Below are 23916 nucleotides of genomic sequence, written 5' to 3' on the forward strand. Positions count from 1 at the left end.
TATAGATAGATATTACATTCCTTATTAGAAAGGAACTTCGTCTTCTTGAATTTGATTTATTGCATCATTACTTTCTTGCGGTTGTATTATCTCATCTTTCTCAAGAAGTTTTCTGAATTCATCAAAGTTATTAGACTCTTTTTCTATTTCCATATAAAAATCTTTCCATTTATCCTTCCTAATTGTTACGTTGTGTTTTTTTGTCAATTCATATAATTGACAAAAAATTATATCCATCCCGCCAGCATGCAAAATTTGATTTATCCTGCCAGCCCTATTCTTTAAAATTCCATCAAATAATATTTCTATATCGGAATTTTCAAAATATTTTATATGGGGAAGCAAAAAATCTACTCCGTTCTTGTAAGCTGAATCGAAACTGCCTGAAGTCATAAATAGCCTGATAGCTATTTCCTTTAACGTACTAGAATCAATCCCCTCTAATAGCTCTTTTAAATTATTTTGATTAAAATTATTGATTCTACTCTGCATCATATCGTTTATTTTTAAGTTCATTGAAGCCAGCTTTGGAACACTGTATTTATTTAGGTCTTTTCCAGACATTGATGATATTGTCGTTTCGAGACGTAAAATTGTAGCCTTTTCAAGGTAATTCCATGCTTCGTTTCTTTTAATTAAAAATAGAAATAGTCTTCTGATTAAATAGTCATTAGTTGCAGCTACAAACTCTTTAAATTTTGTTTTAAACACTTCTATATATATATCATTGTAAATTCTTTCGATGGCTCCTAAAGCCGAACATATTCTTTCAAAGGATTCTAGATCCAAACCATTTTCATCCTTAAATATCCGTTTTAATAAAATAATTATCAAATTCCTGACGGTACTTTCCTTGGCTTTACCGAGATAATTATCTGACGAAAGAATTGTATAGGCAGAGTCGTCATTAACTGGAAACGAGCTGCCTGAAATAAGATTAAATAAACGATCAATAGCAAATTTTCCTTTTACTGGAGGTCTTGATAATAGATAAGTTGATGCTTGGATAATGTACGCTTTAGTTAATTCAGAAGATGGATCAAATTGACTACCGTCAGCTAAAAAAGTTGGATGGGCGCAAAAGTTTCTATCTTCTTTCAAACGTTCGAGATGTTTCTTCTCAATAACAGATATGAGTTCGATATTCTCACATGCATAGTCGAGTATATTACGCTCAAAATCTAACATGTTATTGATGTCATTTTGTTGTATGGAGTTTAGTTTTTTTTCTAATTCGCTTGCTGCTTTATCGCCCTCAAGACTTAACTCGCGAATTTTCTCAATAATATCTACGCATACAGCAATCCAAGTCGAAATTATTGCCGCTCTGTATGCTCCCGCTCTATACGATGCAATTGCCTCTTCTAAGTATTGCTTGGATGATTCGTTGCGGGTTAATTGCCCGATTTCTGAAAGGTCTTTTACTCGAAACATTTTTTATTTTATAAACTTCATTGATCAGAGCTTTCTTGCAGCCTGCCCCTGAAAACACAAAAGGCAGGCAAGCGGCCTGCCTCCTCTGCGCATCTCCGAAGACCTGACGCTGGTCAAAAAACAGAAAATGTTACCACAGCCCGCCCTATTTCGCTACCAGTCTCTTGACGATGAGGGTGGAATTTATCCCCACCATGCCAAAAGAGTTGTTGAGGATGGTCTCAGCGCGGGGCAGTTTCTGCGCTTCGCCGCTGACCAAACCTGACAACGCGCATTCCGGGTCCAACTCGTCGAGATTGATAGTCGGATGGGCCAAGCCGTCCTCGAAAGCAGGCAGATTGGCAGCCAGCTCCAGCACACCAGCGGCCCCCATCGCGTGGCCGATGATGGACTTGGTGTTGTTCACCCTCAGATTCTCGCAGCCTGCAAAGACTTCGGCAATAGCCCGGCATTCCTCAATATCGCCCTGCTTGGTGCCGGTGGCATGAGTGTTGACCAAATCTATGTCCGCCGGAGTCATGCCCGCCCGCTCCAAGGCCAAGCGAATGCACTCTGCCTGACGCGGGCCGTAGGGCAGGACAAAGTCGCGGGCATCGGAGTTCATCGCATAGCCGACGATCTCGCCGTATATCTTCGCGCCGCGCTCCACCGCCTTGTCCATGCGCTCCAGCACGAAGACGCAACCGCCTTCAGAAATGACAATGCCGTTCCTCGCCTGATCAAAAGGACGGCTGGCCTTAGTCGGATCAGCATGTTCAGCCAAAGCACCTTGCGCCCGGAAGCTGGCGAAGATACCGAAAGAGCCGGTGCATTCGGATAGGCCGCCGCAAAGGGCCATGTCCACTTCTCCCAAGCGCAGCATCTGGCAGCCCTGAATCAGGGCGGCGTTGCCAGCAGCACAGGCCGCGCCCACCGAGTAGTGCGGCCCGGTGATGCCGAAGGTCATGGTGATTTCGCCCGCCGGGTTGTTGAGCACGGTGCGCGGGTTGTGGTGGTGCGTCCAGTAATCAACGTTGTAGTTGTATTGACTGATATTATAGACCTCGTTCTCGGTCTCCACCGTGCCGTGCTCGGTCAGGCCCATGTACACGCCGGTGCGGTCGAGGCGGTATTGGGTGAAATCAATGCCCGCGTCGGCCAGTGCTTCTCCAGCGCAGTACACGCCCAAACAGCCCGCCCGTGTGCCGCGCTTGTTGTCGCGCTTCTTCCGGTATTTGGTCTCCGGGAAATCGCACAGTCCGGCGGGATGCACGCCCATGTAGCGCATTTCCAAGGTGGAAATGCCGCTGCGCCCGGCCAAGACCTGCGCCCGGAACTCCGCCAAGGTGCTGGTTCCGCCCGGCGCGGCCAAACCCACGCCGGTGATGACGATGCGCTGCGAATCCGCCATCATCGGCCCGCCTCCAGCAATTGAGCGACTATGCCCGGCACTGCCCGCATCGCTTCCGGCAGCTTGTCCGCCATTGGGCCGCCTGCCTGGGCCATGTCCGGTCTGCCGCCGCCCTTGCCGCCAACTATGGTCGCCGCCGCGCTGACAATATCACCCGCCTTGATTTTCCCGGTCAAGTCCTTGCTGACAATGGCCAGCAGAGCCGCTTTGCCTTCCACCACGCCGCCGAGCAGGGCCGCGCCGCTGCCCATTTTGTCGCGCACCTTGTCGCCGACCTCGCGCAGGGTTTTGGCGGAATCCAGCTTGAGCTGGCCGCTGATCACCCGAATGCCGCCGACCTCGACCGCGCCTGCCAGTAGGCTGTCTAAATCGGAAGCTGCGGCTGCCGCGCTCAGGGCGGCGATTTCCTTTTCCAGCTCCTTCTGCCGCTTGAGCAGATTCGGCACCTTGTGCAGCGCATCCTCAAAGGAGCCGGAGAGCATTTTGCCTAATTCATCAGCCTGCGCCGCCAGCTTGTGCAGCCAGTCTATGGCCGCCTGACCAGTGACCGCCTCAATCCGGCGCACACCAGCGGCAATGCCGGTTTCGCTGAGGATTTTGAACAGGCCAATGTCGCCCGTGGCCGCAGTATGCGTGCCGCCGCACAGCTCCTTGGAGAAGCCGGGAATGCTCACCACCCGCACTTCCTCGCCGTACTTCTCGCCGAACAGGGCCGTGGCTCCCTCGGCAATAGCCGCTTCCTTGGCGAGCACCGCTGTCTGCACCGGTGTGTTGCGGCGGATTTCCTGATTCACGAGCTGCTCGATGGCCCGAATTTCCTCCGGCGTGACCGGCGAGAAATGGGTGAAGTCAAAGCGGAGACGGTCAGCGCGAACCAGCGAGCCAGCCTGTTTGACGTGACTGCCAAGGAGCTGCTTCATCGCCGCGTGGAGCAGGTGCGTGGCGGTATGATTGAGGGCCGTGGCCGTGCGCTGCGCATCCACCTGCAAAGTGACTTCTTGACCAGCGGTCAGCACCCCTTGCGTGACCGTGCCGCTGTGCAGCACTAAGCCTTCCGCAGCGGCCTTGACCGCGTGCACCGTCAGCGAGCCGTCCGGCCAGGTCATGGTGCCGGTGTCGCCGACCTGACCGCCCGATTCGGCGTAAAACGGGGTCTGCGGGCAGAAGACCTGCACCTGCGCCCCAACGGTCGCCCGGCTGATCAGGCTGCCTTGATTGTCGAGGATTGCCTCTGCCACGCTCTCCGCGCTGCGCTGCGTGTAGCCAAGAAACTCGCTCTTCCGTCCTTGCTCCAGCAGGCTGATCACGCCAGCGGAGAAATGATCCAAATCCTTGCCCTTCCACGAGCGGCGCGACTGCTCGCGCTGCTGCTGCATGGCCGCCTCAAAACCTGCGTCGTCGAGGCCGATGCCGTGCTCAATGGCCACATCACGGACAATATCCTTGGGAAAGCCGTAGGTGTCATAGAGCTTGAAGATGAAATCACCGCTGATCAGCGGGCGTTCCGGTTGTTCGCTCAAAACTCGTTGAATTTCTTCGTCGAGCATGGCCAAACCCTTGTCCAATGTTTCGCCGAAGCGGCTTTCCTCGTGCACTGTCACCTTATTTAACAGCTGCACCGCATCGTGCAAATGAGGATAGGCAGCACCCATCGTCTGCACCACCTCACGGCAGACCTCGCCAAAGAAGATGTTCAACCCCAGCGTTCTGCCAAAACGGATGGCCCGGCGCATCACCCGGCGGAGGACATAGCCGCGCCCTTCGTTGGAGGGAAGCACGCCGTCTGCCACCAAGAACGCTGTGGCGCGGGCATGATCGGCGATAACCCGCATGGCTGCGTCATCAGCGCGGTTCGCGTGATATGTCCTGCCGGAAAGCCGTTCCACTGTGCTGATCAGCGGGGCAAAGACTTCGCTGTCAAAGTTGTTGAACTTGCCTTGCAAAACCGCCGCCACGCGCTCCACGCCCATGCCGGTGTCAATCGAGGGCTTGGGCAGCGGGGTGAGCGTGCCGTCCAGCGAGCGGTAGAACTGCATGAAAACTAAATTCCACAGCTCAAGGAAGCGGTCGCAGTCGCAGCCGAGGGCGCAGTCCGGTCTGCCGCAGCCGTGCTCCGCGCCCTGATCAATGTGAATCTCCGAGCAGGGGCCGCAGGGGCCGGTGTCGCCCATCGCCCAGAAATTGTCCTTCTCGCCCAGACGGACAATGCGGCCTTTAGGCAAGTCGTCAATCTGCTCCCAGAGTTCCTGCGCTTCGTCGTCATCACGGAAAATCGTCACCCAGAGCCGCTCCGGGCTGATGCCCAGCTCCTTGGTCAGAAACTCCCAAGCAAAGGCGATGGCCTCCTTCTTGAAATAATCGCCGAAGGAGAAGTTGCCGAGCATCTCAAAGAAGGTGTGGTGCCGGGCCGTGTGGCCGACGTTCTCCAAGTCGTTGTGCTTGCCGCCCGCCCGCACGCAACGCTGACAGGACACAGCGCGGCTGTAATCGCGCTGCTCCTCGCCCATGAAGACCCGTTTGAACTGAAACATGCCCGCGTTGGTGAAGAGCAGCGTGGGGTCGTCGTGCGGGACCAAGGTCGAGGATTCGACAACAGCGTGTCCTTTGCTGGCAAAATAGTTGAGAAATCGTTCTCGCAGCTCTTGTCCGGTCATTCTCGTGGCGAATTTATATTGTTTATGCAGGGGCGACCCTGCGGTGTGCAGTTATTTCAAATGCTGCAGCATGGCCTTGAAAGCAGGCGTTCCCGCCTTCTGAAGGAACTCGTAGATCAGCATCTCCGCCGGAGCCAGCACCGCGCCGATTTCCCGCAGCCGCTGCTGGCCGTAAGCATGGTTTTCCGCAGTGCGCGAGGAGATGCCGTCAGCCACCACTTGCACCTCGTAGCCCTCGCGCAGCGCGCCCAGCGCGGTCTGCCAGACGCAGATGTGGCTTTCCACGCCGCAGAGCAACAGAGTGTGCACCGAGGCGGGCAGCTCGCTCAACAGCCGTTTCATCCCCGGATTGGCCAGCGCGTTGAATTCGGTTTTGTCAATGCAGGGTTTGTCGGCAAGCAGCCCGGCCAGCTCCGGCACAAAGGGGCCTATGCCCTTCTTGTGCTGAGTACAGGCCAGCACCGGCATGTCCAGCGCCGCCGCCAGCCGGACCATCAGGCTGATGTTTCTGCTCACCCGCTCCGCCTGATGGATGTGGGCCATCAGACGTTCCTGCGGGTCAATCACAAGGAGGCAGCATTCCTGGGGCCGCAGCGTTGTCGGTGTTCCGGCGTTCATATTTTTATCTGGCGGATGATGATCTCTTCTTTTAGTGGGCGGCAGCGGAAATTGCAACAGAAAACCGAAGAGCTGCGGCGGGGCGGCCAGCCCGGCCAGCAGGATACACTATTTTGGAAAAAAGAGAAAGAGGAGAACCTGCGGCGCCCCGCCTTTGAACTGTGCAGGATCCTGCCTGCCTCTACTCCTCCTCTCCCAGCATCTCGAGGCGAGCAGGTGCGCGGTCGGCACCATCGTGGGATGCACCCGCGCCTCAATCGCCCCGCCCACATCCCGGCTGACGGCCAGCAGCTTGATCCGGCAGCCGAACTCGCGGGCGAACTCGATGTCCACCGGCTCTATCGTGCTGATGCCCTCAGCGTCTATCTCCCGCCCAGCATCCTACGCCACCCTCACCACCAGCACATCCACCAGCCTGCCGCCGTAGTCATTGCGCAGCATCTCCTTCAGTCCTACGTAGTTATTGACGCGGACCGTCAGGTTCGTCACGGCTGAGTCGGCAAAGCCCTGCAAGGTCAACTCGCCGTTGGCCGTGACTGTCACCGCCGCGCCTGTCTTCCCCCCTTCGTGCATATCCAGCAAGCTGAAGAGCAGCGCGTCCTTGCGCAGGTCAAGGATGACCTGAATGCGGAGCATCTCGTCCGCTGCCACACTGCCGCCAAGGACAGAGACATGCGGGCTGGTCTCCTTGCCGCTGAGAATGCCTGCTTCCGGCGGATCAGGCTGGCCGAAGCCGCTCAAGGTGAGCGGGCTGCGCAGCATCTGCCCGCAAGTGCCGGTGCGCAGCGTCCCGTGCTCGCTGTAGCGGGTGCTGACTGAGACCGTGTACTCGTTGTTCCACGGCTGGCTCTGGGCAGGGATGTCCGGCATGAGCATGATGCCGCTGTCCTCGATCTTGGCAAAGCGCGTCTGGACGGCGCTGCCGCTCTCCGTGCCCGCAATGACGCACTGGCTGCCGGGCTGCTTCGGGTCAAAGGCGAGATTGCGGCCCCCAAGCTGGAGCAGGCCGTCAGGATTGAGGACATTGTTCAGGCCGAGCAGCGCGTCGCGGGCCGTGCTGATCAGCGGCTGCTTGAGGCGCGCGGGCAGGCGTTCGGTATGCGCTATCTGCCGGATGGCTTTGGCAAAGGGAGGCGAGATGCGGACGCTGACCTGAAGGCATTCGTCCAAGGGCGGCAGCGGGTCGTCCGGGTGCTCCAGCCTGCCGGTGAAGGAGACGAACCAGCTCCAGCTGCCCTCCTTCGTCACCTGCTCGCCGTTGAGGAGCCGCGCCTGCACGGCCTTGTCCTCGGCGCGAAGTATGGTCAGGATGTCAGCCTTGTTGAAGTTGGGGTGCTCCCGTGCGATATCGGCGGCGATGTCCTCAATGCCTGCCGAGTTGCGAGGCACGGCAAGGATGCGCCAAGACTGGGGCGTGGTCATGGCGTTCACTTCGGGCCGCCATTGGATTGTTTGCATGAAGGGCCTCCTCTTTGATGCAGTTGACTGAGATGTTTGACCGAACCTGCGATGATTCATCGTAAGATGGGCGGAGGAGGCTGTCAACTGCTTTCTGCGGCAGCGTTCCACTCTGGTGCAAAGGCTGCTTGCACTGTAGAGGAGCTGAGATTTGCACTACAGTGGAAAGAGCGGTTCCACTATAGTGTGAAGGATGGTTGGACTATAGTGGAAAGGATTGGCGGACTATGGTGGGGATGGAATCCGTAGGGGCGAAAGATTTTTCGCCCCTACAACGTGCCGCTATGCTTCCGGCGTAGCTTGCCGCGCTGCCCGCACCTGTGCCAATTCATCGCGGAATTGCTGCAATAAAGGATGGCCGATCTTCTCTGCAAGCTGCACGGCATGGCTCATGTATTCCTCCGCCGCAGCAAGGTCGCCTTGGTCGTAATAGGCAGCTCCGATATTCCAGCACGTTACCGCTTGTCCAGCCCTGTCGCCAAGCTGCTGTTGTATCATTAAGGCTTGTCGATGATACTCCAATGCCTTAGCAAAGTTGCCTTGTTCACGATAAACCCCGCTAATGTTGTCAAGGGTTATGCCTTCCCCTATTTTATCGCCGCGTTTCCGACATATCGCCAAATCCTGCTCGTAATACTTCAAGGCTGTCTCGTTATCGCCTTGTGTTCTATAAACCTCGCCGATATTATTCAAGGTCGTGCCTTCCCCTTCAAGATCGCCGACTTCCCGCTGTATTGTCAGGCACTGCTCATACTGCTGCAAGGCCAGTTCATACTTGCCCTGATAATTGTAAATTATGGCGATGTTGTTCAGGGTTACGCCTTCTCCCTGCCGGTCGCCCAGTTCGCGGGCTATGGGCAGGCTTTGCTCAAGGTATGAAAGTGCCTTCGTATGATCCCCGCGCCTGTTGCAGGTATAGCCTAAGCTGTTCAGGCACGCTCCTTCATCTCTGCGGTCGCCTGTTTGCCAGGCCGCTTTCAGATTCATCTCAAGAGCAGTTATTCTGTCCACCCAATGCCCCTGCCGATCTAAATACTCCTGAAGTGCCCACACTAAGCCTTGCACCGCTTTCAACAGCCCGCTGTTCAGACAGCTCTCCATCAGCCGCAGGCAATGCGCCCGCTCTGCATCAAGGAGGGCATAGCCCTTCACGCCTTCGTTGCTCGCAATCTCACAGAAGAAAATATAATAGTGAGCCAGCCGCTTAAGGCTCTTCTTGCTCAAAGCCAGCTCGGTACGGGCGTAGGTATGCACCAGCGCGTGGCTTATCTGCCAGCGTTCCTCGCGCTTCTCCAGCAGGCCGTAATTGACCAGCTCGTTCAGGGCGGCGCGGGCGCGGCGTTCATCTGCATCGAGAATCGCCGCCACCGGCTCGCGGGCTATCGGCGCAAAGGCCAAGGTGCCTGCCACGCCCAGCGCAAGCCGGGCATCATCGCTCACCTGCGCCACGCTGCGCCGCAGCAGCAAGGCGGCATTCTCCTCCTGATGCTCCCCGTCGCCCAGCTCCTTGAACGGCTCCTGCTCCAGCCAGCGCAAGTAGCCTGCCGCGCTCTCGCCCATGCTGCTGCAATAGCGGCCCGCAATCCGCAAGCCAACCGGCCAGCCATCCAATATCTTGCAGATGCCCGCCACGCTCTCGTCATCCGCCGCAGCCCCGCTGTGCTCACAAAAGACCTCTGCTGCGGGCCGCTCCTCCAGCGGCTTCAGGTCAAGGCGGAAACCCTGCGCATCGGCCCGCTTCCTGCTGGTGATCAGCACGCCGCAGGTGCTGCGCAGCGCAAGCACGGCTGGCAGGTCGTCCGCCTCCTCCGCGCCATCGAGGATGAGCAACGCCTTCCTGCCTGCGAGAGCCTGCCGCACCGTGCTGGCAAGGCCCGCCTTTGCCTCTGCCTGAAAGGCATTGCAGATGGTTTGCAGGGCCATGTCCGTGCTCGGCTGGTGATAGAAGCTGTGGAAGATGATGCCGTCGGGGAAGCGGTCTGGCTCCAGCTTGCTCACTGCCTGCGCCGCCAGCGCGCTCTTGCCCATGCCGCCCGGCCCGCATACCGCTGCGACCTTGCCCGGCTGGAGCTGCTCAAGCAGAGCATCAAGCTCCGTGTCCCGGCCAAGAAAGCAGGTGTCAAGGGGTGGGAGGTAGCGGGGGATGACGGGCTGGGGAGGTTGGTGAATGTGCTGCTCAACGTGGACATTGCCGGTGCTAGAGAAGATGTTGCCGTCGCCGCGCACCTCCTGCGTATTATTCTCTTTCTTGCCTATGGCGTGGTCGCCTTGGGCGATGTTCTGCTCACCGCCGTTGCTGTTAAAGGTGTTGTCCATGGTTGCCAGCGCACCTATGCGCTCTCTATGTATTCAAGTGGTGTCAGGATGCTGATGGCTGCTGTCTTGTAATCCCGCACATTCCGGGTGATGAGAATGCCTATCTTGTGCTCCAGCGCGGTGCAGTATTGAATCGCATCCTCAAAGTCGGCAAAGTCTGAAGCAAGGGCCAGGTCAATGACGCGCTCCCCGCAGTTCAGCACCCTGACAAGAGAGCGGAGCTTTCTGATGGACTGCGCGGCTTTCTCCCGGCCAAGATGCTTGCTGAGGATGTAGAAGATGTTGGCAATGACAACCGGCGAGGTGCAGGCGGTCAGCTTGTTGTCTTGAATCCTGAGAAAGAGTTGTGCTGCCGGTTCAAAATGCGGCTCACGCTGCGTCAGCAGGTCAAGTATGACATCGGCATCCAGAAAGACCTTGGCCCGCTTCATCTGTACTTCTCCTCCAGATGAGCAGCATACGCGTTCCTGCTCTCATCTACGTCCTTGTCTTTCAGCAGCCCGGCAAGCTCGCCCACAACGCCTGTTAGCTGTTGTTCTTGGACAGTCGTCTTCTCCAAGCCGAGATGCTGCCTTAGCGTGTCCAGAACGAACTGGCTGACGCTCTTCCGGGCTGCTGCGGCCCGCTGCTTCAGTAAGGCCGCGAGCTGCTCGTCAACACTCTGGATTGATAATGATGCCATGATATAGCCTCCTTAGTTAAGGTTTACTCCTCCCCCAGCATCCTGATCCGCACCGTCGGCGCGGCCACGGTGTCCAGCGCGTCAATCTCCCGCAGGGCGGCAGCCACAGCCTCTTCCTTGGCCGTGTGGGTGAGGATGACCACCGCCACCGGCTCGTTCTCGCGCCGTCCCTTTTGGATGACTGACTCAATGCTGATGCCGTGCCCGCTAAGGATGGCCGCGATCTTCGCCAGCACGCCGGGCTTGTCGAGGGCGGTGATGCGCAGGTAGAAGGGGCAGGACAGGGCCGAGAGCGGTGCAATAGGCCGGTCAACGATCTGCTCCGGCAGATAGGAGAGCGCAGGCACCCGCCCGACGGCTCCGGCGGCGATGTTGCGGGCAATGTCGATCACGTCCGCCGCTGCTGCCGAGCCAGTGGGCAGCCTGCCTGCGCCTGCGCCGCTGAGGATGATGCTGCCGGTCAGGTCGCCGCAGAACTCCACTGCGTTGTTGGCCCCGCTGATCGAGGCGAGCAAGTGCGCGGTCGGCACCATCGTCGGATGCACCCGCGCTTCAATCGCCCCGCCCACATCCCGGCTCACGGCCAGCAGCTTAATCCGGCAGCCGAACTCGCGGGCGAAGTCGATGTCCACCGGCTCTATCGTGCTGATGCCCTCGGTGGCGATCTGCTGCGGGCTGATGTTCATGCCATACGCAATGGTCATCAGGATGGCCAGCTTGTGGGCAGTGTCAATGCCCTCCACGTCGTAGGTGGGGTCGGCCTCAGCAAAGCCCAGCCGCTGAGCCTCACGCAGGGCCTCAGCAAAGGGCAGCCGCTCCTCAGTCATGCGGGTGAGGATGTAGTTGGCCGTGCCGTTGAGGATGCCCATCACGGCCAGCAGCTTGTTGGCCGCCAGCCCTTCTTTCAACGCCTTGATCAGCGGGATGCCGCCGCCCACGCTGCCTTCAAAGCCGACCTCCACGCCCTTGGCAGCAGCTGCGGCGAACAGCTCCTTGCCGTGCTGCGAGAGCAGGGCTTTATTGGCTGTGACCACATGCTTGCCAGCGGCTATAGCCTTGAGGATGCAGGTCCGCGCTGGCTCTATGCCGCCGATCAGCTCGACGAAGATATGAATGCTGGGGTCATTGATCAGCGCGTCCGGGTTGTTGACTAACTCCACTCCGGCCAGCTGCGGCGGCAGGCTGCTCAGGGAGCGGGCGGCGATCTTGGTCAGCTTGAGGGAGAGGCCGCTGCGGCGCAGGATGCGCTCGTGCTGGGAGCAAAGGGCTTCGGCCAGGCCGCTGCCCACGGTGCCAAAGCCGAACAGCCCTATATTGATGGTGTGCATAGCAGGTTCCGTCAGGTTGGGGGAAAAGGAGATTCAGCCCCTGTTTTTACCCTCTTTGCGCCTGCTTGTCAAAAGGATGCGCCGCATTTCCGCTGGCGCTGGCGGCTTGGCTGCGGTATAGTCTTGCGGTGAAGCAGCCCATGCGCAATCAGGGAGGCGGCATCTCCCTTTATCTCCTTTTTCCTTCTTATTGAGAGGTCAGCATGAACATCCTCACCTTCGGACCTAACGGCAGCGGCAAAGGCACTCAAGGGGCTATCGTCAAAGAGAAGTACGGCTTGGCTCACATTGAGTCGGGGGCGATCTTCCGCGAGCACATCAAGGGCGGCACTGAGCTGGGCAAAAAGGCTAAAGCCTACATTGACCGGGGCGACTTGGTGCCGGACGAGATCACCGTGCCGATGGTGCTGGAGACCTTGGCTAAATCCAAGGACAAAGGCTGGCTCTTAGACGGCTTCCCGCGCTCGCTGGAGCAGGCCAAGGCGTTGGATAAGGCGTTGACGGAATCCGGCATGGCTCTCGACTATGTGGTTGAGATCACGCTGGAGCGGCAGATTGCCAAAGAGCGCATCATGGGCCGCCGTCTCTGCGCCAACGACAACAATCACCCCAACCACATTGCCTTCGAGGCGATCAAGCCGGTGGAGAAGGACGGCAGGCTGGTCTGCCGGGTCTGCGGCGGCGAGCTGAGTGCCCGCGCTGACGATCAGGACGAGGCGGCCATCGGCAAGCGGCATGACATCTACTATGACGACCAGACCGGCACGATGGCGGCGGTGAACTACTTCAAGCAGAGCGGCAAGGCCAAGGTGATTTCTGTGGATGGCTCCAAGGGGATTAAGGAGGTTTCGGCGGAGATATTGGGTAAGTTGGTGTAAAGGCGGGTTGTTGCAAGGGGGCGGACGTGGTGTTCGCCCTTTGGTACTACTGATTGATTTGATGCTGATAGGTTTTGAAAAAAATGCAACAATTTGATGCTAATACAATAAATGCGAAGCGAACCCGTGACGACAATAAAAATTATTGGTGGTTTGGCATAAATAATATCAAAGAGAGAAATAAATCTTCTTGCCATGTAACTTATTCGGAAATAGAGGATTTTTTAAATGAAAAAACAGAAGAATTTATTTGGAACTATGGGGGAGCCGCATATTCAAAGAAATTTTATTCACAAATGTGTGTAGGAGATAAAATTATTCTCTGGATGGGGCATGGAAGGTTTGAACATTGGGGTATTCTTGGTTTTGCTTATCTTTCAGATATCCTTGAAGAAGGAAGTAGATTTTCAATAAAATTGATAGGTATATTGAAGAAGCCTTTATCTCCTTACCAAAAAGGAACTCCACACGAAACAGAGAATACTATTTTTTTGAGAGACATCTTTGGGCTAGATTTTTACGCATTAAGAGATGTTTTTTTTCAAGTCAAATATGTAGAAAAGAGAACCACCCCTGTAACTATAGACAAAGTAACACGCGAACAATATCTTGCTTTGTTTAAAAAAGTAAATATTGATATTTCATTACATGAAGATTATTTTCCTGATGAAATCCATGCAAACAGGGACGCAAAGGAGATTTACGAAGGTGCTGCAAAACAGATTATCGTTAATGCTTATGAGCGTAATTCAGAAGCAAGGAGAATATGCTTAGAATTTTACGGAACCAATTGTTCTGTTTGTAATTTTAACTTTAAAGATGGATACGGAGAAATAGGGGAAAATTTTATTCATGTTCATCATCTTAAACCTCTTTCGGAAATCGGCAAAGAATATGAGTTGAATCCTATTCAAGATTTGCGCCCAGTCTGTCCTAACTGTCACGCTATGCTTCATAAAAGAAAACCACCGTATTCAATAGAAGAATTAATGAAAATAATAAGTTATACTTTTCGATACAAAAAGATAGATGAATCATGTACTACATAGTAGAAACCGACAAATCATTCGACCAAGCTGCCGCAGACCTTGATTAAACGCTATGACCTCATCCCCAACCTGGTTAACTGAATTAGGCTGGAGCGACTGGTTCGAGCAACGAGCAGAATGCAGCTCAACCGACAGCATCGCCCGTGTTATAGCCGTTGACCGCGAACAGTTGTTGCTCATAAATCAATCCGGCCCGTTCAGAGCAAAGGTGAGCGGCAGCTATCTGCACCGCCACCATCTTTCCCATGAGCTGCCCTGCGTTGGCGATTGGGTCTGCTGCGAAAAACAGCCGAGCGACGATTTCGGGATGGTTCACGCGATTCTTGAGCGGAGAACTTCGCTGCGGAGAAAGTCGGCTGGCAATGTCATTGAATATCAGATGATCGCGGCAAATGTTGACTGCGTGATTATCGTTCAGTCCTGCCATTTTGATTTCAATCTGAAGCGGCTGGAACGCTATTTAGTCATGGTGATGGATGGCGGGGCAGAACCCTGCATTCTGCTCACCAAAACCGATTTAGTGGAGCCTGCTGTTCTCAAGGCGCAAGTAGAGGAAATCCGTTCTGCTGGCATCAACGCGCCAATAGCAACCTTGAGCAATGTGACGCAAGCAGGTTTGGATGATCTCAAACAGCTTTTGCTGCCGGGAAAAACCTATTGCTTTGTCGGTTCGTCCGGGGTTGGCAAAAGCACATTGATCAATCATTTGCTTGGCCGTGAAATGCAGACAACCAAAACGGTCAGCGGCACCGGCGAAGGACGACATACAACCGTGCGCCGCGAATTGATTTGCCTTGAAAGCGGTGCGCTGGTGATTGATAATCCGGGAATGCGGGAATTTGGCCTTCTCGGCGCAGAAGATGGCATGGTGAGCAGCTATGTTGATATTGCTGCGCTTGCATCAAACTGCCGGTATCGAGATTGCAGCCATACTGGTGAACCTGGCTGCGCTGTGCTTAGAGCTATAGATGCCGGTGAAATAGATCAGGCGCATTTTGAAAATTATCTCAAACTCAGCACCGAATCCAAATTTCATCAGATGTCCTATGCGGAGAAGCGAAAAAAAGATAAAGACTTTGGTAAATATATCAAATCAGTGAAGAACAACTTGAAAATAAAGCGATGAACCGTTATAGAAAAATCTATAATTCGTTGTTTCCTTCCTTTTTACAGCTGAACTATGTGCTGCATTGCCGAAACCAGCAAATCATTCGACCAAGCAGCCGCAGACCTTGAAGCGGCAGTCAAGCAGCATGGCTTTGGCGTGCTGCACGCTCCATCACTGCACCACGCAACAGAAAGGAGAAATCATGGCATTTGTTGAGGCGATCTGCATCAGCAGCAAAAAGGGCATTGTCAAGAAAGCGGTGGCGCAGGCCGAGTTTCAGGCCGGATTCGGCATTGCCGGGGACGCGCACGGCGGCGACTGGCACCGGCAGGTCTCGCTGCTGGCTGGCGAGAGCATAGACCGGGTGAAGGAAAAGCTGCCCGCGCTCAAGGACGGGGCCTTTGCCGAGAACATCGTCACGCGGGGCCTGAATCTGGCGGCGGTCAAAGTGGGCGACCGCCTGCGCCTCGGCGGCGAGGTGGTGCTGGAGATCACCCAGATCGGCAAGCAGTGCCACAACGACGGCTGCGCGATCAAAAAGGCAACGGGCGACTGCATCATGCCGAAAGAAGGGCTGTTCGCCAAGGTGGTGCAAGGCGGCACAGTCAAGGCGGGCGATCCAGTTGTCTCTGCTTTCTCACACTAAATCCGCCATCACCGCATTGGCCAGCAGCAGTCCTTGGGCGGTGAGGCGCAGCCGCCCGTCAGCCAGCTCCAGCATTCCCAGGCTGATCAGCCGCTCCAGCGTTGCACCGTAATACGCCGCCGCGTCAATGCCGAAGCGGCGGTGCAGCTCGTCCAGCGAAACACCGTCCGTCATCCGCAGGCCGATGACCACGCTTTCCCGGAAAGCGGCTTCCGGCTCCAAGTGTTCCTCATCCGTCCAAATGTTCTGTCCGTTTTCCATCCGGCGGCAGAATTCTGCCACATCAGCTGCCGCGCTCCGCCGTGTCCCGTCAACGCAGGACACCGCGCCCGGCCCAATGCCGATATAGTCGCCGTTGCGCCAGTAATTGATATTGTGGCGGCATTCAAAATCGGGCTGGGCGTAGTTGGAAATCTCGTAGCGGCGGAAACCGGCGGCTTCGGTCATCTGCTGCGTTGCCTCCAGCATCCGTAGCACCGTGTCCTCGTCCGGCAAAGCTAATTCCCCCTGTTCCTGCTGCCGGGCAAAGGGCGTTCCCTCCTCAATAGTCAGCTCGTAGATGGAAAGATGCTGCGGACGCAGGGCCAAGGCTTGCGCCAAGGTCTCGCGCCAGCTTTGCTGGGTCTGGTTAGGCAGACCATACATCAAATCCAGATTGAGATTGGTGAAACCCGCCTGCCGGGCCAGCCGGGCCGTCTGCACGGCCTCTGCCGCCGTGTGCGGACGGCCCAGCCGCCGCAGTTCGGCATCATGCAAGGACTGCACGCCGAGCGAGAGCCGGTTGAAGCCTGTCTGCCGCAGCGTTTGCAGGGCAAGCAGATCGACCGTTGCCGGATTGGCTTCAAGGGAAATCTCCGCCTCTTCGGCGCAGGAAAAGCTCTGGCGGCATTCAGCCAGCAAGCTGCTCAGCTCCTCCGGCGGCAGCATGGTCGGGGTGCCGCCGCCAAAGAAGATGCTGGTCAGCGGGCGTGGTGAGGAAAACTGGCGGATCTGCCGGGTGACAGCGGCAAGCCAGTGGCGGCTGTCTTTATGGCCCGCTTCGGAATAAAAACTGCAATAGGCGCATTTGCGCAGACAGAACGGGACGTGGAGATACAGGCCGAGATCATCCATTCAGCCCAGCTTGGTCCGGAGCGCGGCGCAGTCCTTGCGGACTGCCTCCATCCGGCCTTGGTCGGCGAAGCTGTACACCGTCTCGCCCGCGCCGATGATCAGGTGATCGAGCAAGTTGATGTTCATGAAGGAACAGACCAAGTGCAGGGCGCGGGTGAGCTGCTCGTCCTGCGCCGAAGGCTCCCGGCTGCCGGAGGGGTGGTTATGGGCGATGACCAAGGCGGCGGCGTTGCGGGCCAGCGCGGCCTTGAGCAGCTCGCGCGGATAAACCGTGTTGACGTTGACCGTGCCTTCGGAAAGGATTTCGCTGTCAATCACCGCGTGGGCCGCGTCTAAATACACGGCGACAAAGACCTCGCGCCGCAGGCCGCGCAGCGAGTGGATGAGGTAGTCCGCCACCTCTTTCGACGAGGTGATGTAGTTCTTTTTTTGAATCCGCTGGCGCAGATAGCGGCGGGCCACGCCTTGGATGAACTGGAGGGCGAAGATGTTCTTCGGCCCCATGCCCCGCACCTTTGCCAAAGCCGCTGACGGCGCGTCGAGCACCTCAGGCAGGCTTTTGAAACGCTGCATGGCCTCTTCCGCCGCCGGGCGGCAGTCGCAGCGCGGCGTGCCGAAGGTCAGCAGCAGCTCAATCACCTCGGTATCAGTCAGCGCGTCAATCCCCTGCGCCTGAAAGCGGTCGCGCAGCCGCTGGCGGTGGCCCTCGCCGGGTTTCCCCGTTTCTTCCTGCTGGCGCATCACAGCCGCTTACGCTTGACCAGTAGCCTGTTCGGCCTGCAAGCTCCTCGCCACGACCTCGCTCGCATCCCGCGACAAGCCCGGCAAAACGGCGATCCGCTCCAGCGCGGCCTGCATGAGCTGCTGGCGGGTGGCATCGTAGCGTCTCCACTGCGTGAGCGGAGTGAGCATCCGGGCGGCCACCTGTGGATTGGCTGGATCGAGCGCGGCCACGCAGTCGGCAAGAAAGGCGTAGCCGCTGCCGTCCGCCGCATGAAATTGGCGCAGATTGCCGCCAAAGGCCCCGATCAGTGAGCGCACCTTGTTGGGATTTTTCATGCTGAAGGCCGGATGTTTCAGCAGCTTTTGCACCCGTTGCAAGGTGCCGGGCAGGCTGCACGTCGCCTGAAGAATGAGCCATTTATCAACGACTAACGGATCGTGCTGCCATTTGGCGTAGAACTCCGCCAGCAGCGCGTCGCCAGCGGCCCGGTCGGCATTGACTGCCGCAGCCAAGGCAGCGGCGGCATCGGTCATGTTGTCCGCCTGCCGGTATTGCTGAACCGCCAAATCAAGCAGATCAGCGGCGGCAGCTTCCCCCGGCGCGGCGGCTGAGAGATATGCCAGGCAGCAGTTGCGCAGCGAACGGCGGCCTGCCTCTTCGCCGGAATAACGGTACGGCTCCGCGCTGCTCAATTGCTGATAGCGGGCCAGCAGTGCTGCCTGATGCCGCTGCCTGAGCTGGCTGCGGAAGCGCTGCCGGACGATGAACACCGCTTCCGGGTCAATCACCGCCATCTGCTGGCTGATCCAGCCTTCCGCAGGCAGGACAAGGGCCAGCGCGAGAAAGGCCGGATCGTTCTCCGCATCAGCTAAAAGCGCGGCGAAAGACTGCTGGAACAGCTCCGGCAGCGCAGCCGCCCTGCCCTGCTGCTGTTCGGCAATTCCCTTCAGCAGACAGCGCAGGCCGAGCTGCTGGCCTGCATCCCAGCGGTTGAACGGGTCGCGGTCACAGGCCACGAGAAAGGCCAGCTCCTCATCCTGCAAATCGGACTCCACCTTGACCGGCGCAGAGAAGTTGCGATTGAGCGAGACTACCGGCTTTTCTGTCAGCCCGCTGAAGCGGAACTCCTTGCGCTCCTGATCCAGCAGCAGCACCTCGTCGCGCAGCTCCGCGCCAGTGTTCTTGTCTAACAGGCCAACCTTGACCGGCATGAAAAAAGGCAGCTTCTCGGTTTGGCCCGGCGTGGCCGGACAGCTCTGACGGAGCGTGAGGATGAACTCCTGCGTTGCTTGGTCGTATTCACCAGAAAAACGCAGCAGCGGCGTGCCAGCCTGATTGTACCAATGCTGGAACTGGCTGAGATCAAAGTTGTTTGCATCCTGCATCGCTTGGACAAAGTCCTCGCAGGTCACGGCCTGGCCGTCGTGCCGCTGGAAATACAAATCCATGCCCTTGCGGAAGCCTGCCGCGCCGAGCAGCGTGTGCAGCATCCGTATCACTTCCGCGCCCTTGTCATAAACCGTGGACGTGTAAAAATTGTTAATTTCCACATACGACGCAGGCCGCACCGGATGCGCAGTCGGGCCGCTGTCCTCTCGGAACTGAAAATTGCGGATGGAGTTGGCATCCTGAATCCGCTGCACGGCCCGCGACCCCATATCTGCCGAGAATTCCTGATCGCGGAAAACAGTCAGCCCTTCTTTCAAACTGAGCTGGAACCAGTCGCGGCAGGTGATGCGGTTGCCGGTCCAGTTGTGAAAATACTCATGAGCGATGACCGCTTCGATGCCCTCGTAATCGCTGTCCGTGGCGGTATCTGGTTGGGCCAGCACGTACTTGGAGTTGAATATGTTCAGCCCCTTGTTTTCCATCGCGCCCATGTTGAAATCATCCACGGCCACAATCATGTATGTGTCAAGGTCATATTCCCGCCCAAACACCTCTTTATCCCAGCGCATGGCTTTTTTCAGCGACTGCATAGCGTGGGCGCACTTGTCATGATTGCGCTCCTCCACATAAATATGCAAACTGACCTCGCGGCCCGACATGGTGGTGAACGTGTCCTCAATGCGGACAAGCTGCCCAGCAACCAAGGCGAAAAGGTAGCTCGGCTTTGGAAAAGGATCATGCCACGTGGCGAAATGGCGGCCATCCTCCATCTGTCCCTGCTCAATCAAGTTGCCGTTCGAGAGCAGCACCGGGCAGCTTGCCTGCGGGCCAATCACCGTGACTGTGAAGACCGCCATCACATCCGGGCGGTCAGGCCAGCAGGTGATGCGGCGGAAGCCCTCGGCCTCGCACTGGGTGCAGTAGTTTCCGGAAGAGAGATAAAGGCCCTCCAGCGCAGTGTTGCGCTCCGGGGCGATCATGGTAACAATCTCCAGCTCGAACGCCTCCGGCACAGCGGCGATGCGCAGTTTGCCGTCCGCAAAGCTGTATGCGTCCGCCGCCAGCCTGCGTCCGTCCAAGGCAACCGAGACTAATTCCAGCTGCTCACCGTCCAATTCCAGCCCGGCCTGCCGATTTTCTGCCGCTGGATTGCTCCGGAAGCGGCTGCGGGCCGTGACCTTGGTCTGCGCCGGGTCAAGCTCCACCCGCAGATGAATGCTGGCAGCGGTGAAGGGATAGGGCTTATAGTCTTTCAGATGGATCACGCTGTGCTGGGTCATGGTCTGCTGTCCGGTGCTTGTGGGCTGTGAATGCTGCGGCAAATCTTTTGAAAACAACGCGGTCTCGGCAGTCAGACGGCTGACCGCCGCTCAACGCTGCGAAATCAGTTGACACAGGAATGGTGGAGGTTATATTCAAAGCAGGTTCCGATGTCAAAACTATTTTCCCCTCAGCGGCAACCCCGGACAAACCAATGTCGAGAATCATTGCTGCGGCGGCCTTCGCGCTGCTGACTGTGCTGTTCCGCTGCCTGCCCGCGCTGGCGGCGGCGCAGCTGGAGGACATCCGCTTCGAGGCGGTGTCCGCGAACGAGGAGCGGGTCCATTTCCGCCTCAGCCAGCCGGTCGAGCCGCACTCGTTCCCGATGAAGGACGGCAGTCCGCGCATGGTCTTCGATTTCAGCGGCACCGGCATTTCCAAGCGGATCAGGAACAGCGTCGAGACCAAGGGCGCGCTGATTCAGCGCATCCGGGTCGGCCTGCATGAGAACAAGACGCGGGTGGTCTTTGATCTCGTGCCGGGCAGGCAGGTGAAGAGCTTCCAGGAGGGCGGCGGCATCCTGACCGTGGTGGTGCATGATGCCCGTGTGCGGCCTGAGCAGAGAAAGACTGCCGCGCCGCCGCCCGCTGCGGCTGTCTGGTCGCCGACAGCGGAGAAGGCCCCGGAGACGAAACCTTCAGTCCGGCATCAGCCGCCCCCCGCTGTGCCGCCTTCAGCAGGCGCGGCCCCGGACACCGTGCTGTCCACCGTCATTTTTGACAAAAATTCCAACCGGGGCGAGATGGTCATGTTCCGGTTGAACAAATTCCATCCGCCGGTGGTCTTCGGATTGGAGGAGAAGAAGCCGAGGGTGGTCTGCGATTTCCAAGACACCGCCGCCGGAGAGCGGCTGCCGGAGAGCGTCCCTGCGGACGGGAAGCATGTCCGGGGCATCCGCATCGAAAAGGACGAAGCCGGGCGGAAGATCAGGGTGGTGCTCGACTTGACCCCGAACAGCAGCTACGACTTGCAGCAGGTTTTCTTCAAGAATGACAACCTGTTTGTCCTGATCATCAACACCCTCGGCAATCCGGCCAAGCCGCTGCGCTGACTCAGTTCTGCCCGTCGGCCAGCTCCTTGACCGTGAAATGGGGCGGCAGCGTGACCTCAAAACGTTGACGGTCAATCCGGCCGTGACCGGCGATCGCGCCGAAATCCAGCCTGTATTCCGCTTCCAGAGCCGTGCCGGACAGAACAATGCTGCCCGGCCAAGAGCAGTCTTTGCCTGTTGCCCGATAATCGCCGTAACGGGCCTCAAAGAGGATTTCGTCGCTTTTCCTGTCCACCACCAGATGACGGCTGAGGCGGTTCTCCTCGTCCAAAGCGAGGATGTGGACTGTCTTGCCGCCTGCCGAGCCGCCGTGCCACCACAGGGTGCCTTCGGCATCCAAGCGGGCGGCGGCGGCCTGCATCCGATCGCCGCGCACCCTGCCGCTCAACCAGAGAAAAAGATCATCCATCGGGATGAAGGGAGGCAGAAAACGGCGGATCGTCTTCTGCTCGACGCTGCCCCGCCAGCCCTGCGCCTTCCGGTTGTCAGCCAGCGTGAAGGTCTTGCCGTCTGAACCCAGCAGCAGCAGCGGCCTGCCAAGCGGATCGGTCAGCGCGAGACGCAGCGAGGCCGGGGCTTGGGCCTCCAGCTGCGCTGGATAAGTCTCCTGCCGGGTGTACGCCTTCCATGTCAGCTGCACATCGCTGTCCACCGCCTCGACGCAGGATTGATTGAGAAAGCCGCGCAGGCGTTTTTCCGCCTGCCGCAGCGGCTCGCCGTCGAGCTGCGCTGACTGCTGCGGCATTTTGGCCGAGCAGCCGCCAAGCAGAAGGACAGCGGCGCAGAGCCAGGCAATTTTTGTCGTGTTCATGGTTTTTCCTTGAGAGCTGCTATTTTTTCTTCAATCCGCCGCCGCTCGGCCTCCTCCCGCGCCTGCATCCGCCTGCCGCCCTGATCTGTCTTGGCGCGGTGCAGCTCCAAAGCCCGCCGCCATGCTTGGACGGCCTCCTCCTTCCGTCCAGCAGTCAGATGCACCTCGCCGAGATGGTCGAATACGGTCGGATCGTCAGGAACAAGGCGGGCCGCCTCTTCCAGTGTTTTCAGGGCCTCGCCCAGATTGCCTTGGCGGTAATAGACCCAGCCGAGGCTGTCATACACGCAACCCTCTTCTGGCCGCAGCTCTTTGGCGCGGGTCAGGTAGAGAAAGGCTTTGTTCAGGTTCACCTTGCTTTCGGCCCAAGCGTAGCCGACATAATTTAGCGCGCCGACATGATCCGGGCTGACCTTGAGCAGCTGCCGCATCACAGTCAGGGCTTTCTTTTTTTTACCGCTGAGGTCTAAAAAAAGGCCGTATTCGTAGAGCAGTCGCTCGTCTCGAGGATGAGCCTGCACGCCCTGCTGATAGATTTTTTCAGCCGACTCGTCCTGCTCCGTCGCCTGCCTCAGGCCGGCCAGCGCAAGATACAAGTCCGGCCCCGGCGGCTTGGGCCGGGCCAGCGCGTCCTCCAGCAGCTTGACCGCCTTCTCAGGCCGCTTCAGCTCCTGAAGCGTCCGCGCCCGCAGGAGCAGCCCGTCCTCATGCTCCTTGGCGCCCGGACCGAGCTTCTCCAGCGTTTTTAAAGCCTCTTTATGCCGTTTTTCCTGAAACAGCAGCGCGGCAAGCAGATAGCGGGCCTCAGACAGCTCCTCCGTCTTCAAAAGGTCTTGCAGCAGGCTGATGGCCTTGCCGAACTCCTCCCATTGAATGCAAAGTTTGATCACGGTCAGATCGGCGCGCTCCACATCTCCGGCCAGCTCTTTCAGCCGCCGCAGTTCGGCCATCGCTTTTTTTTTCCGGCCTTGCAGCAGGTGGACGTGAATCAGGCCGATCCTCGCCTCCTCATTCAGCTCGTCCGCTGCCAGCAGCTCCTGATAAATTTTCGCCGCCTTGCTGTACTTTTTCTGCCGCGCCAGCAGCCCGGCCAGCTCCAGCCGCAGATTTTCAGCGGGATTGAGTTCAGCGGCCTGCTGATAATGCTCCAAGGCCTTTGCAAAATTTTTCTCCGCCGCCAGCAGGCGGGCCAGCAGCAGATGGGCAGGAGCGGAGCTGCGGTCAACCGCCAGCACGTTGTTCAGGGCGTTTTTGGCCAAGTCATCCTGATTCGCCAGCAGATGCAGCTCGCTGAGGAGCAGCAGCGGCATGGTGTCCTTTGGATTCAGCGCGTAGGCTTGGCGGCACTGCTCGGCAGCCTCGTCCAGCCTGCCGTCGCGGATCAGCACCTTGGCCAGCAGCATCCGGGACTCCGTGTCGTCAGGGTGCTGGACAAGATGCTCCTCAATCTTTGCCGCCGCCTCCTTGCTCCGGTTCATGTTCAGAAGCAGCTGAAAAAGCTTTTTCGTGATAAAATTCGCTGCCGGGTCGCAGATCAGGGCCTTTTCGTAGGCTTCCAGTGCGGCCTCGTATTTGGTTTCCAGCTCGGCGTGCTGCCCCCAAAGAAAATAAAAATAGCTGCAACTGCGGTCCTTTTCGTCCGGCGGCGCTGTTTTCGCCAGCGGCTCGACCGCCGGAGCTTGGGGCGCAGGTTCGGCAGGAGCCGGAGGAGGAAGCGGCTTTTCCTCCTCAGCCTTGGGCGCGGCCAAAACTGCCGCAACCGTCGGCTTAACCGGCGGCGCAGGTTTCTTTTTTTCAGCGCAGCCGCTGCTCAGGCCGAGCAGCAGGACGGCGGCGGCAAGCAGGACGGCAGATGAATGCGGCGGGCAGCAGGCGGGACGTGAAGCGGGAGAAAGGGACATGATGCGGTTCCGGGTGGCTGTTCTGCGGGCGCAGTTCTTTTTCCCA

General features: G+C 57.7%; 20 protein-coding genes. 5 read left to right on the forward strand and 15 right to left on the reverse strand.

Translation table 11 applies throughout. From position 1 onward, the window contains the following. Positions 1-24: 24 nt before the first annotated feature. The 10 genes from ACNKH3_RS12520 to ACNKH3_RS12565 all read right to left on the reverse strand — a co-directional run bounded on the left by ACNKH3_RS12520 (position 25) and on the right by ACNKH3_RS12565 (position 11880). Complete coding sequence (locus tag ACNKH3_RS12520; RefSeq protein WP_420209466.1) at positions 25-1434, reverse strand: hypothetical protein; 1410 nt, start codon at positions 1432-1434, stop codon at positions 25-27. A 145-nt stretch (positions 1435-1579) separates the two neighbouring features. Then, positions 1580-2827 (reverse strand): beta-ketoacyl-[acyl-carrier-protein] synthase family protein, encoded by a 1248-nt coding sequence (locus ACNKH3_RS12525; RefSeq protein WP_420209467.1) that lies wholly within the window; start codon positions 2825-2827, stop codon positions 1580-1582. After that, entirely contained in the window at positions 2824-5478 is a 2655-nt protein-coding gene (gene alaS, locus ACNKH3_RS12530) for an alanine--tRNA ligase (protein ID WP_420209468.1), read from the reverse strand. Before alaS ends, ACNKH3_RS12525 begins: the two co-directional genes overlap by 4 nt. 51 nt (positions 5479-5529) lie before the next feature. After that, the gene (locus ACNKH3_RS12535) at positions 5530-6096 is read right to left on the reverse strand and encodes an isochorismatase family protein (RefSeq protein ID WP_420209469.1); all 567 of its coding nucleotides are present in this window, start codon (positions 6094-6096) and stop codon (positions 5530-5532) included. Between the two features lie 108 nt (positions 6097-6204). Further along, positions 6205-6462: a hypothetical protein gene (locus ACNKH3_RS12540; RefSeq protein WP_420209497.1), complete on the reverse strand. Its 258-nt coding sequence runs from the start codon at positions 6460-6462 to the stop codon at positions 6205-6207. Between the two features lie 15 nt (positions 6463-6477). Next, complete coding sequence (locus tag ACNKH3_RS12545) at positions 6478-7554, reverse strand: hypothetical protein (RefSeq protein WP_417915851.1); 1077 nt, start codon at positions 7552-7554, stop codon at positions 6478-6480. A gap of 282 nt (positions 7555-7836) precedes the next feature. Continuing rightward, positions 7837-9870, reverse strand: coding sequence for a tetratricopeptide repeat protein (locus ACNKH3_RS12550; protein ID WP_417915850.1), 2034 nt, complete (start codon positions 9868-9870; stop codon positions 7837-7839). A 14-nt stretch (positions 9871-9884) separates the two neighbouring features. Continuing rightward, positions 9885-10301, reverse strand: a complete 417-nt coding sequence (locus tag ACNKH3_RS12555) for a type II toxin-antitoxin system VapC family toxin (protein WP_420209470.1) — start codon at positions 10299-10301, stop codon at positions 9885-9887. Next, positions 10298-10552 carry a DUF6364 family protein gene (locus ACNKH3_RS12560; protein WP_420209471.1) on the reverse strand — a complete coding sequence of 85 codons (255 nt, stop codon included), beginning with the start codon at positions 10550-10552 and terminating at the stop codon, positions 10298-10300. Before ACNKH3_RS12560 ends, ACNKH3_RS12555 begins: the two co-directional genes overlap by 4 nt. Before the next feature lie 23 nt (positions 10553-10575). Next, complete coding sequence (locus tag ACNKH3_RS12565) at positions 10576-11880, reverse strand: homoserine dehydrogenase (RefSeq protein WP_420209472.1); 1305 nt, start codon at positions 11878-11880, stop codon at positions 10576-10578. A gap of 203 nt (positions 11881-12083) precedes the next feature. On the opposite strand from ACNKH3_RS12565, the gene ACNKH3_RS12570 reads away from it, so the two are divergent. The 4 genes from ACNKH3_RS12570 (at position 12084) to ACNKH3_RS12585 (ending at position 15561) form a co-directional block, all read left to right on the forward strand. Next, a complete protein-coding gene (locus tag ACNKH3_RS12570) occupies positions 12084-12758 on the forward strand; it encodes an adenylate kinase (RefSeq protein WP_420209473.1) in 675 nt (224 codons plus the stop codon). 83 nt (positions 12759-12841) lie between these two features. Further along, on the forward strand, positions 12842-13807 hold the full coding sequence (locus tag ACNKH3_RS12575) for an HNH endonuclease (RefSeq protein WP_420209474.1): 966 nt from the start codon (positions 12842-12844) through the stop codon (positions 13805-13807). Positions 13808-13859: 52 nt separating this feature from the next. Continuing rightward, positions 13860-14933 carry a ribosome small subunit-dependent GTPase A gene (rsgA, locus tag ACNKH3_RS12580; protein WP_420209475.1) on the forward strand — a complete coding sequence of 358 codons (1074 nt, stop codon included), beginning with the start codon at positions 13860-13862 and terminating at the stop codon, positions 14931-14933. A gap of 184 nt (positions 14934-15117) precedes the next feature. Next, complete coding sequence (locus ACNKH3_RS12585) at positions 15118-15561, forward strand: MOSC domain-containing protein (RefSeq protein ID WP_417915981.1); 444 nt, start codon at positions 15118-15120, stop codon at positions 15559-15561. Here the strand turns inward: ACNKH3_RS12585 and hemW are convergent. Genes hemW through pepN form a run of 3 tightly spaced genes read right to left on the reverse strand, consistent with a single transcriptional unit; the run spans position 15553 to position 20067 of the window. After that, entirely contained in the window at positions 15553-16674 is a 1122-nt protein-coding gene (gene hemW / locus ACNKH3_RS12590) for a radical SAM family heme chaperone HemW (protein WP_417915982.1), read from the reverse strand. The genes ACNKH3_RS12585 and hemW overlap by 9 nt on opposite strands. Beyond that, complete coding sequence (radC, locus tag ACNKH3_RS12595) at positions 16675-17415, reverse strand: RadC family protein (protein ID WP_420209476.1); 741 nt, start codon at positions 17413-17415, stop codon at positions 16675-16677. It lies immediately after the preceding gene. 9 nt (positions 17416-17424) lie between these two features. Further along, the gene (gene pepN, locus ACNKH3_RS12600) at positions 17425-20067 is read right to left on the reverse strand and encodes an aminopeptidase N (RefSeq protein WP_420209477.1); all 2643 of its coding nucleotides are present in this window, start codon (positions 20065-20067) and stop codon (positions 17425-17427) included. A 194-nt stretch (positions 20068-20261) separates the two neighbouring features. Between pepN and ACNKH3_RS12605 the strand changes: the two genes are divergently transcribed. Then, positions 20262-21158 (forward strand): AMIN domain-containing protein, encoded by an 897-nt coding sequence (locus ACNKH3_RS12605; RefSeq protein WP_420209478.1) that lies wholly within the window; start codon positions 20262-20264, stop codon positions 21156-21158. Between the two features lies 1 nt (position 21159). Here ACNKH3_RS12605 and ACNKH3_RS12610 read toward each other — a convergent pair whose 3' ends face one another. Continuing rightward, positions 21160-21969, reverse strand: a complete 810-nt coding sequence (locus tag ACNKH3_RS12610; RefSeq protein ID WP_420209479.1) for a hypothetical protein — start codon at positions 21967-21969, stop codon at positions 21160-21162. Beyond that, the gene (locus ACNKH3_RS12615; protein WP_420209480.1) at positions 21966-23870 is read right to left on the reverse strand and encodes a tetratricopeptide repeat protein; all 1905 of its coding nucleotides are present in this window, start codon (positions 23868-23870) and stop codon (positions 21966-21968) included. Before ACNKH3_RS12615 ends, ACNKH3_RS12610 begins: the two co-directional genes overlap by 4 nt. Positions 23871-23916: the final 46 nt, after the last annotated feature.

The sequence above is a fragment of the Candidatus Electronema sp. JC genome (assembly GCF_048287365.2).
In the GTDB taxonomy this organism is placed as follows: Bacteria; Desulfobacterota; Desulfobulbia; order Desulfobulbales; family Desulfobulbaceae; genus Electronema.

Coding starts and splice junctions, on each gene's coding strand:
- ACNKH3_RS12520 (WP_420209466.1), bottom strand. CDS start 1,434: ATGTTTCGAGTAAAAGACCTTTCAGAAATCGGGCAATTAACCCGCAAC.
- ACNKH3_RS12525 (WP_420209467.1), bottom strand. CDS start 2,827: ATGATGGCGGATTCGCAGCGCATCGTCATCACCGGCGTGGGTTTGGCC.
- alaS (WP_420209468.1), bottom strand. CDS start 5,478: ATGACCGGACAAGAGCTGCGAGAACGATTTCTCAACTATTTTGCCAGC.
- ACNKH3_RS12535 (WP_420209469.1), bottom strand. CDS start 6,096: ATGAACGCCGGAACACCGACAACGCTGCGGCCCCAGGAATGCTGCCTC.
- ACNKH3_RS12545 (WP_417915851.1), bottom strand. CDS start 7,554: ATGCAAACAATCCAATGGCGGCCCGAAGTGAACGCCATGACCACGCCC.
- ACNKH3_RS12550 (WP_417915850.1), bottom strand. CDS start 9,870: ATGGACAACACCTTTAACAGCAACGGCGGTGAGCAGAACATCGCCCAA.
- ACNKH3_RS12555 (WP_420209470.1), bottom strand. CDS start 10,301: ATGAAGCGGGCCAAGGTCTTTCTGGATGCCGATGTCATACTTGACCTG.
- ACNKH3_RS12560 (WP_420209471.1), bottom strand. CDS start 10,552: ATGGCATCATTATCAATCCAGAGTGTTGACGAGCAGCTCGCGGCCTTA.
- ACNKH3_RS12565 (WP_420209472.1), bottom strand. CDS start 11,880: ATGCACACCATCAATATAGGGCTGTTCGGCTTTGGCACCGTGGGCAGC.
- ACNKH3_RS12570 (WP_420209473.1), top strand. CDS start 12,084: ATGAACATCCTCACCTTCGGACCTAACGGCAGCGGCAAAGGCACTCAA.
- ACNKH3_RS12575 (WP_420209474.1), top strand. CDS start 12,842: ATGCAACAATTTGATGCTAATACAATAAATGCGAAGCGAACCCGTGAC.
- rsgA (WP_420209475.1), top strand. CDS start 13,860: ATGACCTCATCCCCAACCTGGTTAACTGAATTAGGCTGGAGCGACTGG.
- ACNKH3_RS12585 (WP_417915981.1), top strand. CDS start 15,118: ATGGCATTTGTTGAGGCGATCTGCATCAGCAGCAAAAAGGGCATTGTC.
- hemW (WP_417915982.1), bottom strand. CDS start 16,674: ATGGATGATCTCGGCCTGTATCTCCACGTCCCGTTCTGTCTGCGCAAA.
- radC (WP_420209476.1), bottom strand. CDS start 17,415: ATGCGCCAGCAGGAAGAAACGGGGAAACCCGGCGAGGGCCACCGCCAG.
- pepN (WP_420209477.1), bottom strand. CDS start 20,067: ATGACCCAGCACAGCGTGATCCATCTGAAAGACTATAAGCCCTATCCC.
- ACNKH3_RS12605 (WP_420209478.1), top strand. CDS start 20,262: ATGTCGAGAATCATTGCTGCGGCGGCCTTCGCGCTGCTGACTGTGCTG.
- ACNKH3_RS12610 (WP_420209479.1), bottom strand. CDS start 21,969: ATGAACACGACAAAAATTGCCTGGCTCTGCGCCGCTGTCCTTCTGCTT.
- ACNKH3_RS12615 (WP_420209480.1), bottom strand. CDS start 23,870: ATGTCCCTTTCTCCCGCTTCACGTCCCGCCTGCTGCCCGCCGCATTCA.